This window comes from Flavobacteriales bacterium (assembly GCA_030584065.1).
Classification (GTDB): domain Bacteria; phylum Bacteroidota; class Bacteroidia; order Flavobacteriales_F; family PHOS-HE28; genus PHOS-HE28.
The window spans coordinates 3,117,817-3,135,009 of record CP129489.1 but is presented as its reverse complement, the minus strand read 5'-3'; the positions used below and the strand labels follow the sequence as shown (position 1 = coordinate 3,135,009).

Genomic DNA, 17,193 nt, shown 5'->3' with positions numbered 1-17,193 from the left:
GGGCTGAATGAACGGCGCAAAGCTCCGGTTCGTGCGCGAGATGCGCGGCGGCCCGGTGGCGAACGGAGCACCCCCCTGCGCAAACTCAATCTACGCATCACGGGAACGCCTGACGACTTCGGGGTGTCGCTCGGCCGCAAACGACGAATCAGCCAAAGCGCGCTGCATCCACCTCCGGGTCCAGCGGCCTGCTGCCGTACAGGTGATCGGCCAAGTGCGCCGCGCACCAAGGCGCGAGCAGGGCCCCGCGCGAGCCCAGGCCATTGAATACGGCCTGCCTTGGCGTGATGCGGCCGAGGATAGGCCTGCGGTCCGCTGAAGCAGGGCGCACGCCGGCCCAGTGCTCAACCACTTGCACCTCACCGCTCCAGAGCCGTCTGAGCTTGTCCAGCAGATGGCGCCGGCCCTCCTCCGTAGGGCCGCTCCACACATCATCCCAGGCGAAGGTGGCGCCGATGCGATATAGGTCGTCGCCGAGCGGCACGATGAACACGCCACGGTGCACGATCGCCCCCAGGCCGAGGCCCGGCATGCGCACGGTGAGACCCTCGCCGCGCACGGGCACGAGCCCTTTCTGTTGCGCGAAGGGGCCGGTACAATGCACGAGCAGCGGAGCAGCACAGCCTGCCGCTTCCACTCCGCCCTCATCCTCGCGGATGTGCTCGATGCGCAGCTCGTGCTCAAGCAAGGCCCCTTCCGCCAGCCAGCGCTCGCGGTGCAGCTGCAGCAGCCCTTTCATGTCGAGCCATGCCGCACGCAGCACCACGCCATGGCCATAGGGCTGCGGCAGGCGGGCGAGTCCGCCATCGCTCAGGGGGCCCCGGCCCATCATGCGCGACAGCTCTTCTTCACGCATGCGTAGCTGCCAGAGGCCGGCCTCATTCGCCGTGGGGAAGATCTCCGCCAAGGGCAGCTGGTGCCAAAGCGGCGCCTCGTACTTCTGCTGCAGTTCGCGATAGAATGGGCCCGCGATGGCGAGCAGCTCGGAAGCGCGCCAGCTGGGAACGGTGCGGCGCAGCACGATGGGGTTGACCACCCCGGCGGCCACCCAGCTCGCGCGTCCCTCCTGCGGTGCGTCGATCACGCAGGCGCGCAGGCCGCGCGCCGCGAGCGTCTCGCTCAGCACCACGCCCGCGATGCCGCGACCGAGGATCAGGATGTCATGCGTGTGGGTCAAGCGGATGCTAAGGTCCGAAGGCGGGAGGCTCCGGGCTTCACGGATTGCGCCGTTCGGTTGCCGGATTCTACCGCGGCCCGGCGATTGCCCTAGTCAGCGGCACCGGTTGTACCCAACGTAAGCCTGTGACAACCCGACCTTTCAAGCGGTCAAGCCGCCAGCAAGCGCTCCATCCGGGCCAAGAGCTCCTCCTGGTCGTAGGGCTTCTGCACCAGGTCGTTGGCCCCGGCACCACGCACCGTGGCATGCAGGTGTGGGAGCTCGTAGGCGGTGAGCACGAGGATGGGTGCCGTCACGCCCTGTGCACGCAGCCGCTCCACCAAGGAGAGGCCATCCACGCCCGGCAGGCCTAGGTCAACGAGCACCAGATCCGGGGGGTGCTCTCTGGTCAAAGCCAGCAGGTCCCGGCCATCCCGCAATGCGGTCACCTCCCAGCCGGCACGCACGAGCCGCATCTCCAGCAGCTTGCGCACCAAGGCATCGTCCTCCACCAGTATCACGCGCGGCATGGCCGCTCTTACGGCTGCCGCGGGCAGCGGGTTCCGGGTTCAACGGAAAGCCGGCCAAGGCTGGACCGACCTGCCCTTTCCGACCCCCATGGAACACCTTGCCGCCCTACTCGAAAAGAGCCTTGAACAGGTCGTTGCCGTTGGCGAAGATGATGAGGCCCAGCAGCAGCACCATGCCGATCATCTGCGCCACCTCCAGTACGCGCTGGTGCGGCGGCCGGCCGGTGACCATCTCATAGAGCAGGAAGACCACGTGCCCCCCATCAAGCGCCGGAATGGGCAGTATGTTCATGAACGCCAGGATGATGCTCAGGAAGGCCGTCATGTTCCAGAAGACCTGCCAATCCCACGTGGGGCTGAACAGGCCACCGATGGCACCGAAACCGCCAATCTGCCCGGCGCCGCTGGGGGTGAAGAGGAGCTTCAGCGAACTCACGTAGAGTCCCAGTGTCTCCACGCCGCTGGCGATTCCCAGCGGTATGGACTGCAGGAAGGTGAACTCCTCGTGGCCATGCGCGAACCAGGCCGTATCGACCTTGGGGCCGATTCCGACCTGTCCGTTTCCATTGACCTGCACCACGTGGGAGGTCCGCTGCCCCTGCCGCACGGCATCGACGAGGACCCATTGGCCCCTCCGCGCCTGCACTGCCTTCACGAAATCGCCGAAATAGGCGGCTGGAGCGCCATCCACGGCCACGATGCTGTCGCCCTTCTGCAATGTACTGCGTGCCGCATTGCCGCCGCGCACCAGGGTATCCACCACGAAGGGCATCCGCGGCATGAAGTGCATCTGCTTGCCCTTCTTGCTGATCCGCTCGTGCATGTCGCCGTGCAGCGGAATCTCCACCTCGGCGCCGCCGCGCAGCACGGTGAGGGATGCCGTGCCCTCATCCAGGATCGCCTTGGTAAGAGCCCTGTTCAGGTCCTCCAGGCTGCGGGGCCGCTGCCCGTTCACCGCCACCGGGCGATCACCCTCCTCCACGCCCATCTCGGCCATCACCTCGCTCGGGTGCACCCCGAAGCGCACGGCATCGATCGGCAGATAGTCCTTGCCCCATACCCACAGGATCATGATGTAGATCACCATGCCCAGTAGCAGGTTCACGGTGACGCCGCCCACCATGATGATGAGCCGCTGCCAGGCGGGCTTGCTGCGGAACTCCCACGGCTCGGCAGGCTTGGCCATCTGGGCCTTGTCCATGCTCTCGTCGACCATCCCGCTAATCTTCACGTAGCCGCCGAAGGGGATCCAGCCGATGCCGAACTCGGTGTCGCCGATCTTCTTCTTCACCAGCGAGAACCAAGGGTCGAAGAAGAGGTAGAACTTCTCCACGCGGGTCTTGAACCAGCGGGCGGGCAGGAAATGCCCCAGCTCGTGCAGCGTGACGAGGATGCTGAGGCTGAGGATGAGCTGTGCTCCTTTGATCAGGATCTCCATGTTCGTTCGGTCGCGCCTGTCTAGCGGCGGGCAAGCTCACGCGCCAGGCGCCGGGCCTCGGCATCGCTGGCCATGAGGTCGGCAAGTTGCGGATCGGGGGTGAATGGGACGCGGGCCAGGCAGTCCTCCACCAGGTCGCTCATCGCGAGGAACCCGATGGCGTCCTTGAGGAAGAGCTCCACGGCCACCTCGTTGGCGGCGTTGAGCACGCAGGGCGCGTTGCCCCCGCGGTCCATGGCATCGAGGGCGAGCGCCAGGTTGCGGAAGGTGGCGAGGTCGGGCTGCTCGAAGGTGAGCGCGGGGTACTTGGTGAAATCGAAGCGCGGCCAGGTTGTTTGAAGGCGCTGCGGGTACGAGAGCGCGTACTGGATGGGCAGCTTCATGTCCGGCAGGCCCATCTGCGCCTTCATGCTGCCGTCGCGGAACTGGACCACGCTGTGGATGATGCTCTGTGGATGCACCACGATCTCGATCTGCTCCTTGCCCAGGTTGAAGAGCCACTTCGCCTCGATGGCCTCCAGCCCCTTGTTCATGAGGCTGGCGCTGTCGATGGTGATCTTCGCGCCCATGTCCCAATTGGGGTGCTTCAGGGCCTGCGCCTTGGTCACTGCGGCCAGCTCCTGCCGGCTCTTGCCCCGGAAGGGCCCGCCGCTGGCGGTGAGCACGATCTTCTCGATGGGGTTCTCCCATTCGCCCGCGAGGCACTGGAAGATCGCACTGTGCTCGCTGTCCACCGGGTAGATGTTCACCGCCTTCTCGCGGGCGGCCTTGGTGACGAGCGCGCCGGCCACGACCAGCGTCTCCTTGTTCGCGAGCGCGATGGATTTGCCGGCCTCGATGGCGGCCAGTGTAGGCTTCAGGCCGGCATAGCCCACCAGCGCGGTAAGCACCACATCGATGTCCTCCATGGTCACCGCCTGCTCCAGCGCCTCCGTGCCCGCATAGGCCTTGATACCGTGCGGGAAGAGGGCGTCCTTCACGCGCGGCAATTGGGCGGGGTCGCCGATCACCACCGCATTGGGCTTGAAGGTGAGCGCCTGCTCGATCAGCAGGTCCACGCGGTTGCCGCAGGTGAGCAGCTCCACCTGGAAATGGTCCGGTTGCTCACGCACCACCTCCAGCGCTTGCGTGCCGATGGAGCCGGTGGAGCCGAGTATGGCGATACGCTTCATGTGCTCATGCGGCCGTCTGCGCATGGGCCAAGGGGCGCGCGACCGGGGCGCGAAGATCGGTGTTGGCAGGGCTGCTGCTAACCGGCCTTGCGCTGCGCCTCCGTGATGGTGCAGATCAGGGAGGCCGGCTCGCAGAGCACGGCCCTGTCACCCTGGAGCGCGATGGGCGCCTTGAGCAGGCCGGGATTGTGCGCGAGCACGTTCAGCCAGCCCTCGCCGTCCAGGTCACGGCCGCGCAGGTGCTGCTGGTAGTACGGATGCGCACGGTTCAGCAGGTCCTTGGGCCTCAGGTTCAACTGCTTCAGCACCTGGCGCACGAAGGTCGTGCTCAGGCTCACCTCGCTCACATCCTGCTTGTTCACCCGGGGCGCCAGCGTGTAGGCATAGGCCAATGCCTTGCGGCCCTCCGGGGTGCTGCTGTCGTACACGAGCGTCAGTTCCTTCGAGTTGAGGGTGGTGCTCATGGCGAAGAGGATTTGGTGGCACGGTGAAGTTAGTGGCGAACGCGCCGATTGGTGCCGTGTTGCGGGGGAAATGTGCCCCGCGCGCCTGCTTTTCGACCGGTCGAGCCTGCGGATCGACGTGGCTGAGCCGTGCGCGATCGGCCGCGCGACTCAATCGGCGAGACGCGCCTTGAAGCGCTGTTCAACCCGGACGCTCAGGTCCTGCTTCTCCCATAGGCCATACGCGAGCTCGATCTCCTTTATCGGCTCCTCGGAGATGTTCCGCATCCGGATGAACAGGAAGAGCAGATGCTCGTGCGCATCCATGTCAACCCTGTGCTTGATGCGGGAGTAGAGGTTCGGCGCCTTCTCCTTGATGTTCTTGTCGAAAATCTCAATCGAAACACGCCCCAAGGGGTCCTTCTGAATGTCGATCCGCTGCATCGCACTATCGCCATTCACCGCGTAGCTGATACCCATGCTCAGAACGGGCGGGAAGTGAGCCGTGTCCGTAGCTGTGACCATGAACAAGGCACCAACCGAGTGTGGATGGTCCTTATTCAGGTAGGCGGCCCTGATCAGCCTGAGCTGGTGGCCCGGCTCCCTGCCGGGCGCTTGCGCAGAAGCGTCGCCGACTAGCAGCAACAAGACCATCGATACCAGGATCCTCATGCGGCGGTTTCCGCGAAAGGTATCAGCGTGCCGCCGATGCCCGCCGCAGCCGGTCGTTGATGGCTCGGCCAAGGCCCTCGTCGGGGAAGCGCTCGGCGAGGATCACCGTGCAATCGCCGCCGTCCAGGTCGCGCAGCACCGCGAAGAGGTTGCGCGCGGCCTCGGCCAGGTCGCCGCGCTCGCTGAGCAACTCGCAGCGGTGGCCCGGGTACTCGTTCCGGAAGCTGATGATGCCGATGCGCCTTCCCGCGAAGCGGCGCAGCAGTGCATCGATGTCGCCCACGTGCACCGGCTTACGGGGAGCGTAATGGCTCTCGAGCATGCCGGGCGCCGCGGGCAGCACCTGCTTCACCGCCTGCGCCACGGTGCCAATCACGCGCTCGATATCCTCCAGCGCGATGCCGCCCGGGCGGTAGAGCACCCAGCGATCGCCCTCCCAGCCGAGGATGGTGGATTCCACGCCCACCGCGCACGGGCCGCCATCGAGGATGTACGGAATGCGCGCGCCGAGCTGGTCGGCCACGTGCTGCGCGGTGGTGGGGCTAACGTAGCCGAAGGGGTTGGCGCTGGGCGCGGCCAGGGGGAAGGGGAGCCGCTCGAGCAGCGCGCGTGTGAGCGGGTGGCGCGGCATGCGCACGCCCACGGTGTCGAGCCCGCTGGTCACCAGGTCGGGCACCGCAGGGCGCTTGGGCAGCACCAGGGTAAGGGGTCCCGGCCAGAAGGCGTGCATGAGGGCCTCCGCGCCGGGAGGCAGCTCGCGGACCACCTTGTGCGCATCGCCCAAGGCGCCCACATGCACGATCAGCGGGTCGAAGGCCGGGCGCTGCTTCGCCTCGAAGACCTTCAGCACCGCGGACTCATCGAAGGCATTGGCGGCGAGCCCATACACCGTTTCGGTGGGTATCGCCACGATGCCTCCCGCCTCGAGCAGTCGTGCGGCATGCTCCAAATCGGTGCCGATGGCCGATTGCATGCTGCAAATGTGCGACGTCAACGCGCGCTGCGCCGCCTACTTTGGCCGCATGCCCAAGCGTCTCGGCGACATCCGCCTGTGGATCCTGCTCACCACGCTGGTGCGGCTGATCGGCATCACCTCCCCGCCGCTGGAGACCGCGCACAGCTGGCGCCAGGCGTTCACCAATATGGTGGCGCGCAACATGGCCGAGGAGGGCATCGACCTGCTGCACCCACGAACGGACCTCTCCGGCGAGCGACCCGGTGTGGTGGCCAGCGAATTCCCGGGGTTCAATGCAGCGGTGGCGCTTCTCTACCGGGCGTTCGGGCCTGCGCACTGGTATGGGCGCCTGGTGGCCTTGATCGCTTCCGCCCTCGGAGCCTGGGCCTTTCATGCGCTTGTTCGGCAGCGCTACGGGGAGCGCGTGGCATTCCTTGCCGCCTTCATCCTGCTGTGGTCCTCCTGGTTCGTCTATGGCCGCAAGTCCATGCCGGACGTCTTCAGCGCGGCGCTGGTGCTCATCGCCCTATGGGCCGTGGACCGGGCGCTGCGAACCAGCGCTTGGTGGTTCGCCCTGGCCATTCCCATGGCAGCGATCGGCGGCCTCTGCAAGATTCCAGCGGTGGTTCTGCTGGCGCCCTGGGCGCTGATGACACTTGAGCGCGGCTTCACGCAGGGTCGGCGCGTGTTGGCCCTCGCGTCGCTGGCCCTGGCAATCGCGCCCGTGGCCTGGTGGTACTTCGTCTGGCAGCCCCACCTGCTCACCGCATACGGCAACCCGCTCTACTTCCCCTACCCCCTCGCGGAGGGGCTGCAGCAGCTCTGGGCGCATGCCGGCAAGGCCGCCGAGCGCTTCCGTTTCTCCGCACTGATGAGCCATGCCGCCTTCCTCGGCGTATGCGTCGGCATCTGGAGGGCCATGCGCAACCGCGATACCCGAACGGCGGGCGTGGCGCTTGGCATCCTGCTGCCCTTCGCGCTGATCATGGTCAAGGCCGGCGATGTGTTCGCCCTGCATGCCTACTACATCATCCCACTGGTGCCGCTCCTGGCCCTGCTGGCGGGGCTGGGGCTGGAGTGCCTCCCGCGAGGGGCGGCCACGGCGGCGGTGCTGGCGCTGGTGGTGGCGGAGGGCGCGGGCATGCGCTGGCACGACCTCACCGGGGGAAGTGAGCGCGCCTACCTCCTGGAAGCCGAGGGCCTCGCGGACCGCTTCACCGGCCCCCACGACCTGGTGGCCACCTCGTCCGGCCTGGACCCCCGACCCATGTACTACCTGCACCGTTCCGGCTGGAACCTGACAGCGGAAGAAGCGCAGCAGCGGCACACCCTGGACAGCTTGGCGGCCCTGGGCCTGCGCGCGGTGTTCGTGGAGCGGCGCGAAACGGATGCGGCCGTGCCATGGCCGGTGCTGCACGAGGACGCGCACTGGCGGGTGCATGGCGCGCCGCGGCGGACGGATTGATCCGCCAGCTAAATTCACCGCATGATGGACCGTCGACGATTCCTCCGTACCGCCTGCCAGGCTTGCGCCGCGCTGGCGGTGGTGCCCGCCGCTGCATCGCTGGAAAGCTGTTCCGGCGCCAAAGGCCTCGCCGTGAGCAATGGCACCCTGAGCGTTCCGCTGGCTGACCTGGGAAAGAGCGGCACTACCGTGCTGCGGGCACAAGGACTGGACGCCAAGCTGATGGTGGTGCGACGCGACGATGGCTCCTACGCCGCGCTCCTGTTGAACTGCCCGCACAAGAACGGCCCGGTGAAGGAGAAGGGCGGCGTGCTCACCTGCGAGTGGCACGGCAGCACCTTCGACCGCGACGGCAAGGTGACCAAGGGGCCCAGCAAGCACGACCTGAAGCGCTTTCCGGCCACCGTGGAAGGGGACATGCTGCGGGTAACCGTGGGGTAATCACCCCAATCCCTCCACGTACCGCCGATCGTTGGCCAGCCGCGGCACTTTGCTCTGGGCGTCGTTCATGCCACGGGCCTTCATCCACGCCGCGAAGCCGCCACGCGCCACGGTCGTGATCACGAGCGGCCGCAGTACCTTGCCGGTGATGAGGTCCTTGTAGTAGGGGTTGCGCTTCTGCAGTGCCTCGTCCATCGCTGCAGCGAACCGGGCCATGTCCGCCGGCAGCGCTGCGAACTCGATGAACCACTCGTGGTAGGGCAGGCCCTCGGCAGGATCGGTCTGCGGGGCCACGGTGAACTCGGCCACCTCGCAGGGCACGGCGGCGATGGCGTCCTTCAGCGCGCCCTCCACCTCCTCGGCGATCACGTGCTCACCGAAGGCACTGGTGAAGTGCTTGGTGCGGCCGGTGACCTTGATCCGTGGCGGGGTGAGCGAGGTGAACTTCACCGTATCGCCGATCTCGTAGCCCCAAAGCCCGGCATTGGTGTAGAGCACCAGCGCATACTGCGTGTCCAGTTCCACCTCGGCGATGGATCGCGGGCGGCGGTCGTTGCCCTGCATGGGCACGAAGCCGAAGTAGATGCCGTTGTCCAGCACCAGCAGCAGGCCGTCGTCGTTGTCCTTGTCCTGATAAGCGATGAAGCCCTCGCTCGCAGGAAAGAGCTCCACGCTGGGCACGCTGCCGCCGATGAGCGCCTCCATCCGCGAGCGATAGGGCGCGTAGTTGACGCCGCCGTAGACGAAGAGGGAGAATCTCGGGAACACCTCCTTCACGGTGGCCTTGCCGGTGCGTGCCAGCAGCCGCTCGAAGTACATCTGCACCCAGGCGGGGATGCCGCTGATAAGGCGCATGTCCGCGGTCATCGTCTCGCCCACGATGGCCTCCACCTTCGTCTCCCAGTCGGGGATGCTGTTAGTGGCGAAACTGGGCATGCGGTTCTTGAGCAGGTAGGCGGGCACGTGGTTGGCCACGATGCCGCTGAGGCGCCCGATGGGGATGCGGCGCGATCGGTCGAGCACCGGGCTGCCCTGGAGGAAGATCATCTTGCCATCCACGAAGTCGGCCCGGCCACTGTGGGCGATGTAGGCCAGCAGGGCGCGCCGGGCGCTGCCGATGTGGTTGGGCAGGCTCTCACGCGTGATGGGGATGTACTTGGCCCCGCTGGTAGTGCCGCTTGTTTTGCAGAAGTAGAGCGGGCGGCCGGGCCAGAGCACGTCGTCCTCCCCGAAGAGGATGCGGTCCACATAAGGCCTGAAGCCCTCGTAGTCGCGCAGGGGAACAGCCTGCACAAGCCCGGCGTGGTCGCGCACATCGTGGATGCGGTGCTCGCGCCCGAAGGCCGTGTCGCCGCCGAAGCGCACCAGGCCGCGCAGCACGGCCAGCTGCGTGGCGGGGGGGTCCAAGGCCCGCCGCATCACGGCACCGGTCACCGATTGCGCATAGGGCCTTGCAATGGCTGCTTTCAGTGACATGGCACAGTCAGTGACGCTGCCCGGCGGCGGTGGCGGGGAGTATGTTCATTTGAACGCCATGTAGGCCTGGGGATCCACCGGCTCCCCATTGTGCCACAGCTCGAAGTGCAGGTGCGGGCCGGTGCTGTTCTCCCCGGTGTTGCCGACAATGGCCAGCGCCTCCCCGGCCTTCACGCGGTCGCCCACCTTCTTCAGCAGCACGCGATTGTGCTTGTAGAGGCTGGTCACACCGTTGGTGTGCTGCACCTGCAGCACATACCCGGCATCGGTGGTCCAGCTGGCGAGGGTAACGGTGCCGGCCAGGCACGACTTCACCGCGGCATCGGCCGTGGTGACCACATCGATGCCATAGTGGCCGAGCGCCCGGTCGAATTCAGCGGTGATGACACCGGTCACCGGCGGCACGAAGAGCACGCTGGCGAGCTCGCGCCGCTCGGTGGTAGCGCGTCCCTCCACCAGACTGTACCGCTCCTCCTGCGCCACCTTGGCGCGCAGGGCGCTATCCGCAGCGCCTGGCTTCAGGTCCTGCGGACCGGGCTTCAGCAGCGAGGGACGCAGCTGCACGCTGTCGGCCGCCACATCGCCGGTAAGCACCGCGCGCAGGTTCTCGATGTAGGCGCGCTGGGCACCCGCCACGGCTTCCAGCGAATCGGCCAGCATAGTGCTCCGATAGGCGTTGAGCTTCGTCTCCTGGTCGGAGTAGCCGGGAATGTACCGTTTGAGCGGCGTGAGCACGATCACGGCTGCCACCATGGTGCCGTAGAGCACGAAGGCCACGACCGTGAACACCAGGAAGCTCAGTCGGTTGAGCCTGAAGGAGAAGCGCTCCCGGAAATCCCGCTCGTCGATGAGCACCAGCCGGTAGCGGCTGCGCAGCCGCTGCCACAGGCTCCGCCGTTGGGTTCGCTTCCGGGTTCCGGCATCCACCGCCATGGGCGCAAAGTTCGCGCGCGCGCCTTAGGGCGCCATGAAATAACTTCGGCCGCCCGCAGTTATCCACGCCGAGTGGCCCTTCCCCGCACGTCCCTGCTTCCGCACGCCCTCCTTTTCGGGGGGGCGCTGGCCCTGCTGCATGGGGGCTGCTCCACGGAAAAGGACGCGTTCGCCAATCGCACCTACCACCGGCTCACCGCACGCGACAACGGCTGGTTCAACGCGAACGAGAAGCTGAAGGAGGTGGTGATGGGCATCGAGGACGCGCACGTGGACGACTTCGACCAGGTGCTGCCGCTCTTCGTCTATGGCAGCGAGCAGCAGGCCAAATCCGCAACGCCCGACCTGGAGAAGTGCATCGACAAGTGCTCGCTGGTCATCGAGCGGCACAGCATGGAGATCAAGGGCAAGGAGAAGAACACCTGGGTGGACGATGCCTGGTTCGTGATCGCGCGCAGCCAGTTCTACAAGCGCAACTTCTCCGAGGCGGAGCGCGGCTTCACGCACATTACCAGGGCCTACAAGGGCAGCGACCGCGAGCACGACGCGCTGGTCTGGGTGGCGCGCACCGCAATCCAGCTCGAGCAGTTCGCCAAGGCCCAGAGCGCGTTGGATAATGTAGCCAACGCCAAGGACCGCCCGAAGCATCTCGACGAGGGCGAGCTGGCCGCCGTGCAGGCTGAACTGGAGCTCAAGCGCGGCAAGGTGGATGATGCCATCATGCATCTGGAGCGTGCCGTCCCGCTCGCCAAGCGGAAGCGCGAGAAGGTGCGGTGGGCCTTCGTACTGGCGCAGCTCTACGGCATCAAGGGCCAGGAGAAGAAGGCCATCGACCAGTTCGCGGCCGTGGTGAAGATGGCGCCGCCCTATGAGATGGCGTTCCATGCGCAGATCTTCCAGGCGCTCTCCTTCAACAAGGGCGACACCAAGACGCTGCGCAAACGGCTCAATGCCATGCTCCGCGACGACAAGCACATCGACCACTTCGACATGATCCACTACGCGCTGGCGGACCTGGACCTGAAGGAGCGGAAGCGCGACGAGGCCATTGCCCGGCTGAAGCAGAGCGTGCAGGCGAGCACCACGGACACCAAGCAGAAGGCCAAGAGCTTCCTGAGGCTCGCGGACCTGTTCTTCGAGGACCGCAGATACGTGCCCGCGCAGCAGTACTACGACAGCACCAAGGTGCTGCTGGCCGAAACGCATGTGCGCTACGGAGAGGTGGAGACCCGCGCCAGGGTACTGGGCGACCTGGTGCAACAGCTCGATATCATCGCTCGGGAGGACAGCCTGCAAGGGCTGATGGGGCTGGATGAATCCGAGCTGGAGAAGAAGATCCGCGGAATCATCCGCGAGCGGGAGAACGCCGAGGAAGACCGCGCCCGGCGCGAGGCGGAGGCGCGCGCCCTGCCCGAGACGCCGGCGGCCAAACCGCCGGGTGGCCCTCCGGGAAGCCGCGGGAACTGGTACTTCTACGACCCGCAGCAGATCAGCCGGGGCATGGCCAGCTTTCGCAAGAAGTGGGGCAGCCGCAAGCTGGAGGACGACTGGCGCCGGCAGGACCGCAGCGGCAGCGCCCTGGCCATGGGCGATGACGAGGAAGAGGAGGAAGGGGGCGATGATGGTGCGGGCGATAAAGCCGAGGCGGAATGGAAGGACCCCTCCTTCTACCTCCGGGACATCCCGCGCGGCGACTCCGCGCTGGCGGCCTCGAACGGGCGGATCTGCGGTGCACTCTACGCCAGCGGCATGATCTACAAGGAGCAGCTGCGCGACATCGACAATGCCATCGAGAGCTTCGAGGTGCTCAACAACCGGTTCGATGAATGCCGGTACACCCCTGAGAGCCACTATCAGCTCTACCGCATCTACCTGGAGAAGGAAGCCAACGGGTGGGTGGACCTCATGGGCGGCAGCGGCTCCCAGACCTACGCCAACATCATCCTCGACCGCTGGCCCGAGTCGGAGTTCGCGCGGCTCGTGCGCGACCCCAACATCCTCATGGCCGACGAGGCCCGCAAGAAGGAGGAGGAAGCCGCTTACAAGGAGGTGTACCGCCTGTTCCGCCAATACTCCTATTACCCTGTGATCGCCGCCTGCGACAGGGTGATCGCGGAGGAGCCCAACAACCACTACCGCCCGAAATACCACTTCCTGCGCGCCATGGCCATCGGCGGCACGCGCAACATCCCTGAATACCGTACCGCGCTCCTCGCCGTGAAGTCCCAGTTCCCCGGTACGGAGGAGGCCTCGCGCGCCGAGGAACTGCTTGCCGGCCTTGATGGGAGCGGTGGCGGTGCGCCCAAGCCCAGGGCGGCCGAAGCCACGCCCTACTCCAAGGACGATGGCCCGCACACGTATGTGGTGGTGGTACCCAACGCCGGCACGGACATGAGCACCATCCGCGCAGCGGTCTCGGACTTCAATGGGGCTTATTTCGGCCATACGCCGCTACAGGTGACCAGCAGTATCCTGGGCAGCGACCAGCAACTGGTGCTCATCAGCCCGCTCCCCAACAAGGCCAAGGCCATGGAGTACCATGCGCTCTTCACGGGAAACGAGGACATGCTCCAGGGTCTCTCCGACCAAGGCTATCCGGCCTTTGCCATCACCCAGGCGAATTACACCCTCTTCTACAAGGCGAAGGATGTGGCGGGCTACCGGGCCTTCTTCCAGCAGAATTACCTTGATCGTCAGTAGGATAAGTGGCCGGCACGGCTATCTTTGCCGCGAAGGCCATCGTTAACACCCAGCCAAGGGACCATGTTCCGCAGCGATAAACCCGCCCCAACGACCATGAGCAAGCCCAACGAACCCGTTAGCCCCGGCAAGATCAACAGCATCATGGAGGGCACCTCCATCGTGGGCGAGATCCAGAGCGACAGCAACATCCGTATCGATGGCCGGGTGAAGGGCACCGTGCATGCCCGCGGACGGGTGATCGTCGGTCAAACGGGCGTGATCGAGGGCGAGGTGGTCTGCCAGAGCAGTGATATCGAGGGCACCGTGCTGGGCCGCATCAATTGCCAGGACCTGCTGAGCCTGAAAGCCACCGCCAAGCTCCAGGGCGACATCAACACCAAGAAGCTGGCCATCGAGCCGGGGGCCGTCTTCACCGGCAACTGCAGCATGGCAGGCGGCGTGGTGAAGGAAATGGACCCCGTTCGCCTGCGCACGGAGAACGCCGCGGGAAGCGCCGCCCAACCCGCTCAGGCATCGCGCTGATGATGCCGGGCGTCCCAGCCGGAGCTTAGCCGATGGCACCGCGCCGCTGGTCCTTCCTCATTCCCATCCTGCTCTTCGCAGCCACCTTGGGCTTGCTGCAATGGCTGGTGCTGTTCGCCCTGCGCCTGCCGTTCGAACCCGTGCATGGGCTCATGTTGGCGTGGTTCACCCTGCTCGCCATCGGGCTGCACCTGTGGCAGGAACATGCGATGGCCGCGGATCCCAAGGGCTTCGCAAGGCGCTTCATGGCGGGACTGGGCATCAAGATGCTCCTTTCCCTGGGCATGCTCGTCCTGGTGCTCCTGCGCTCACCGAAGGAGTCGGTGCTCACGGCGGGCATCACGTTCGCGGCGCTGTACCTCGCCTACCTGGCGTTCAGCACGGTTCGTTTGAGCGGGCTGTCGCGCCGGCTTCCGAGGACATGAAGGGGCCCGACGACCTGCGCAAGGCGCGCAAGGCCTATGGCGGCTACCTGCGCTTCATGGGGCTCGGCCTCACCATGATCGGCATCGTGCTGGCCTTCACCTTCCTGGGCATGTGGGCGGACAAGCAGCTGGCCTGGCGCTTCCCGGTGTTCACGCTCGGGCTGAGCCTGATTGGCATCGCCGGCGCCATGCTGCACCTCTTCAAAGAGACCAGGCCCCGCTGACGGCCTGGGCCCTTCGGGCGCCACCGATCGTTTTGCGCGGATTCCTTGTTGTTCCGCGCGGATCCCTACCTTCGCGGCCGCAAAGAAGGGGTGCCCCTTGTCCGTGATGCCGCTGAAAGCCTTGCTGCGCCTGATTTCCCTGATGTTCGGAGCCCTTGCGTTGGGCCCCGTCGCCGCGCAGCACGAAGGTCATGAGCACGACGGGCACAGCCATGGCCAGGTGGATTCCGCCGCCGTTGCGATGACGGCCGTCGAACACGGCTCCCATGAGGAGGCCGCCCATGCCAAGTTCAACCCGGGCGAGATGATCATGGGCCACGTGACCGACGAGCACGGCTGGCACCTGTGGGGGCACACTTCGCTCCCGCTCCCGGTTATCGTGTACAACAGCCAGCGCGGCCTGAGCATCTTCAGCAGCGGAAAGTTCCACCACGGCGAGGAAGCTTATGGCGGGTACATGCTGCAGGGCAAGAAGATCGTGGCCACCGACGCGGCTGATGGCACACCGGTGCATGCGGCAACAGTGAACGAGGAGCTGACGCAGGCCACCATCGACTTCAGCATCACCAAGAATGTGCTGGCCATCTTCGTGAGCGCGGCGCTCATGCTGCTGATCTTCCTGAGCGTGGCCAAGGCCTACGCCCGCCGCCCCGGCCAGGCTCCCACTGGCCTGCAGAACCTCATCGAGCCCATCATCCTCTTCGTGCGCGATGACGTGGCCAGAGCGAACATCGGGCCCAAGTACGAGCGCTTCATGCCGTACCTGCTCACGGTGTTCTTCTTCATCCTCATCAACAACCTGATGGGGCTTATCCCACTCTTCCCCTTCGGTGCCAACGTAACCGGCAGCATCTCTGTCACCTTCGCGCTGGCGGCCATCACCTTCATCATCACCCTGCTGAACGGCAACCGGCATTACTGGGGCCACATCCTGGCCATGCCGGGCGTACCGAAGCCCGTGCTGCTGATCCTCACCCCGGTGGAGATACTGGGCGTGTTCCTGCGCCCGGCCATCCTGATGATCCGACTCTTCGCGAACATCACGGCGGGCCACATCATCGTGCTAAGCTTCTTCGCGCTCATCTTCATCTTCGGTGAGATCAACGCCGGGCTTGGCTGGGGCGTGAGCATCTTCAGCCTGCTCTTCACCGTGTTCATGAGCATGCTGGAGCTCCTGGTGGCCTTCATCCAGGCCTTCGTGTTCACCTTCCTCTCCGCGATGTACTTCGGGGCCGCCATCGAAGAGCCCCATCACCACTAGAACAACCCGCAAACCCAACAACGTCATGTTCCTCTCGTTCCTCCTGCAAGCCGTCGCTGAGAATGGTCACTTCGGTTTCGCCGCCATCGGCGCAGGCGTGGCCGCCCTGGCCGCCGGCATCGGCATCGGCCGCATCGGTGGTGACGCCATGCAGGCCATCGCCCGCCAGCCCGAAGCCACCAACGACATCCGCGCCAACATGATCCTCGCCGCCGCCCTCGTGGAAGGCGCCGCCATGTTCGGCATCGTGGTGGGCCTGCTGGCCATGGTGCTCTAAGGGCGCCGCACGGCAACGCCTCGTCATCGACCCAACCTCAGCGTCATGCTCATCGAGTTCTCCTATGGCCTCATCTTCTGGATGATGGTATCGTTCCTGACGGTGCTGTTCATCCTGGCCAAGTTCGCGTGGAAGCCGATCCTCAAGGGACTCAAGGACCGAGAGTCCTCCATTGCCGACGCGCTCAACGAAGCGAAGAAGGCGCGCGAGGAGATGACGGCCCTGAATGCCCGCAACGAGGAGCTGATGCGCCAGGCGCGCGAGGAGCGGGAGCTGCTGCTGAAGGAGGCCCGCGACATCCGCGACAAGGAGATCGCCGAGGCGAAAGCGAAGGCGAAAGCCGAGGCGGACGCGCTGCTGGCGCGCGCCCGCACCGACATCCAGAACGAGAAGAACGCCGCCATCACCGACATGAAGAACCAGGTGGCCGAGCTGAGCATCCTGGTGGCCGAGCGCATCCTGCGGGAGAAGCTCGGGGACGCCGCCGCCCAACAGGGCCTGGTGGACAAGGTGATGGCCGAAGCCGAGCTGCGCAAGTCATGAACGTCGCCCCGGTAGCCTACCGCTATGCCCGCTCGCTCATGGAGCTCGCCCAAGAGAGGGGCGTGCTCGCAGGCGTGCACGAGGACATGCGCCTGGTGGCCGCCACATGCACCGGCAGCCGCGACCTGGTGGTGCTGCTGAAAAGCCCGGTGGTGAAGACGGACAAGAAGGAGCGCATCCTGGAGCAGGTGTTCGCCGGCAAGGTGGGCCAGATCACCAACGCCTTCATGGGCGTGCTGGCGCGCAAGGGCCGGGAAGAGCTCCTTCCGCACGTGGCCGAAGCGTTCGGCGAGCTGTACCGGCAGCATAAGGGCATCGTCACCGCGCAGGTGACTAGCGCCGCGCCGATCAGCGATGCCACGCGTGCCAAGGTGCGCGCCCTTGCGGAGAAGCAGCACCCCGGAAAGACCATTGAACTGCAGGAGCAGGTGGACGCCGCACTCATCGGCGGGCTCACCATCCGCATCGGAGACGAGCAGTACGACGGCAGCGTGAGCCGCCGCCTGAGCGACCTGCGCCGCAAGTTCTCCGAGAACCCGTACATCCCCGAGATCTAA

The 17,193-nt window shown here is 65.9% G+C and carries 19 protein-coding genes; 10 read left to right on the top strand and 9 right to left on the bottom strand.

Annotation, left to right across the window (positions count from 1 at the left end; genetic code table 11):
* Nucleotides 1-148: 148 nt before the first annotated feature.
* From QY325_13140 to QY325_13110, 7 genes are all read right to left on the bottom strand, one after another.
* Nucleotides 149-1,177: an FAD-dependent oxidoreductase gene (locus tag QY325_13140; protein WKZ65700.1), complete on the bottom strand. Its 1,029-nt coding sequence runs from the start codon at nucleotides 1,175-1,177 to the stop codon at nucleotides 149-151.
* 149 nt (nucleotides 1,178-1,326) lie between these two features.
* On the bottom strand, nucleotides 1,327-1,686 hold the full coding sequence (locus QY325_13135) for a response regulator (GenBank protein WKZ65699.1): 360 nt from the start codon (nucleotides 1,684-1,686) through the stop codon (nucleotides 1,327-1,329).
* A gap of 106 nt (nucleotides 1,687-1,792) precedes the next feature.
* On the bottom strand, nucleotides 1,793-3,124 hold the full coding sequence (gene rseP / locus QY325_13130; GenBank protein WKZ65698.1) for an RIP metalloprotease RseP: 1,332 nt from the start codon (nucleotides 3,122-3,124) through the stop codon (nucleotides 1,793-1,795).
* A 20-nt stretch (nucleotides 3,125-3,144) separates the two neighbouring features.
* The gene (locus tag QY325_13125) at nucleotides 3,145-4,296 is read right to left on the bottom strand and encodes a 1-deoxy-D-xylulose-5-phosphate reductoisomerase (GenBank protein WKZ65697.1); all 1,152 of its coding nucleotides are present in this window, start codon (nucleotides 4,294-4,296) and stop codon (nucleotides 3,145-3,147) included.
* 77 nt (nucleotides 4,297-4,373) lie between these two features.
* A complete protein-coding gene (locus QY325_13120; GenBank protein WKZ65696.1) occupies nucleotides 4,374-4,760 on the bottom strand; it encodes an ArsC/Spx/MgsR family protein in 387 nt (128 codons plus the stop codon).
* A 150-nt stretch (nucleotides 4,761-4,910) separates the two neighbouring features.
* Nucleotides 4,911-5,219: a hypothetical protein gene (locus QY325_13115; protein WKZ65695.1), complete on the bottom strand. Its 309-nt coding sequence runs from the start codon at nucleotides 5,217-5,219 to the stop codon at nucleotides 4,911-4,913.
* Nucleotides 5,220-5,433: 214 nt separating this feature from the next.
* Nucleotides 5,434-6,384: an L-threonylcarbamoyladenylate synthase gene (locus tag QY325_13110; GenBank protein ID WKZ65694.1), complete on the bottom strand. Its 951-nt coding sequence runs from the start codon at nucleotides 6,382-6,384 to the stop codon at nucleotides 5,434-5,436.
* Nucleotides 6,385-6,433: 49 nt separating this feature from the next.
* Here QY325_13110 and QY325_13105 point away from each other — a divergent pair, with 49 nt between their 5' ends.
* Together QY325_13105 and QY325_13100 are read left to right on the top strand one after the other, a co-directional pair.
* The gene (locus tag QY325_13105) at nucleotides 6,434-7,831 is read left to right on the top strand and encodes a glycosyltransferase family 39 protein (GenBank protein WKZ65693.1); all 1,398 of its coding nucleotides are present in this window, start codon (nucleotides 6,434-6,436) and stop codon (nucleotides 7,829-7,831) included.
* A gap of 21 nt (nucleotides 7,832-7,852) precedes the next feature.
* The gene (locus QY325_13100; protein WKZ65692.1) at nucleotides 7,853-8,272 is read left to right on the top strand and encodes a Rieske (2Fe-2S) protein; all 420 of its coding nucleotides are present in this window, start codon (nucleotides 7,853-7,855) and stop codon (nucleotides 8,270-8,272) included.
* Here the strand turns inward: QY325_13100 and QY325_13095 are convergent, their stop codons facing one another.
* Together QY325_13095 and QY325_13090 are read right to left on the bottom strand one after the other, a co-directional pair.
* Nucleotides 8,273-9,748: a GH3 auxin-responsive promoter family protein gene (locus QY325_13095; GenBank protein WKZ65691.1), complete on the bottom strand. Its 1,476-nt coding sequence runs from the start codon at nucleotides 9,746-9,748 to the stop codon at nucleotides 8,273-8,275.
* Between the two features lie 45 nt (nucleotides 9,749-9,793).
* On the bottom strand, nucleotides 9,794-10,681 hold the full coding sequence (locus tag QY325_13090; GenBank protein ID WKZ65690.1) for a M23 family metallopeptidase: 888 nt from the start codon (nucleotides 10,679-10,681) through the stop codon (nucleotides 9,794-9,796).
* A gap of 72 nt (nucleotides 10,682-10,753) precedes the next feature.
* Between QY325_13090 and QY325_13085 the strand changes: the two genes are divergently transcribed.
* The 8 genes from QY325_13085 to atpH all read left to right on the top strand — a co-directional run bounded on the left by QY325_13085 (nucleotide 10,754) and on the right by atpH (nucleotide 17,193).
* Nucleotides 10,754-13,381, top strand: coding sequence for a hypothetical protein (locus QY325_13085; GenBank protein ID WKZ65689.1), 2,628 nt, complete (start codon nucleotides 10,754-10,756; stop codon nucleotides 13,379-13,381).
* Between the two features lie 96 nt (nucleotides 13,382-13,477).
* Nucleotides 13,478-13,906: a polymer-forming cytoskeletal protein gene (locus tag QY325_13080; GenBank protein ID WKZ65688.1), complete on the top strand. Its 429-nt coding sequence runs from the start codon at nucleotides 13,478-13,480 to the stop codon at nucleotides 13,904-13,906.
* A 32-nt stretch (nucleotides 13,907-13,938) separates the two neighbouring features.
* Nucleotides 13,939-14,331, top strand: a complete 393-nt coding sequence (locus tag QY325_13075; GenBank protein WKZ65687.1) for a hypothetical protein — start codon at nucleotides 13,939-13,941, stop codon at nucleotides 14,329-14,331.
* Nucleotides 14,328-14,555, top strand: coding sequence for an AtpZ/AtpI family protein (locus QY325_13070; GenBank protein ID WKZ65686.1), 228 nt, complete (start codon nucleotides 14,328-14,330; stop codon nucleotides 14,553-14,555). The genes QY325_13075 and QY325_13070 overlap by 4 nt, the downstream gene beginning before the upstream one ends.
* Nucleotides 14,556-14,697: 142 nt before the next feature.
* Nucleotides 14,698-15,816, top strand: a complete 1,119-nt coding sequence (gene atpB, locus QY325_13065; protein ID WKZ65685.1) for a F0F1 ATP synthase subunit A — start codon at nucleotides 14,698-14,700, stop codon at nucleotides 15,814-15,816.
* Between the two features lie 25 nt (nucleotides 15,817-15,841).
* A complete protein-coding gene (atpE, locus tag QY325_13060; protein WKZ65684.1) occupies nucleotides 15,842-16,093 on the top strand; it encodes an ATP synthase F0 subunit C in 252 nt (83 codons plus the stop codon).
* A 45-nt stretch (nucleotides 16,094-16,138) separates the two neighbouring features.
* Nucleotides 16,139-16,636 carry a F0F1 ATP synthase subunit B gene (gene atpF / locus QY325_13055; protein WKZ65683.1) on the top strand — a complete coding sequence of 166 codons (498 nt, stop codon included), beginning with the start codon at nucleotides 16,139-16,141 and terminating at the stop codon, nucleotides 16,634-16,636.
* A complete protein-coding gene (atpH, locus tag QY325_13050) occupies nucleotides 16,633-17,193 on the top strand; it encodes an ATP synthase F1 subunit delta (GenBank protein ID WKZ65682.1) in 561 nt (186 codons plus the stop codon). Before atpF ends, atpH begins: the two co-directional genes overlap by 4 nt.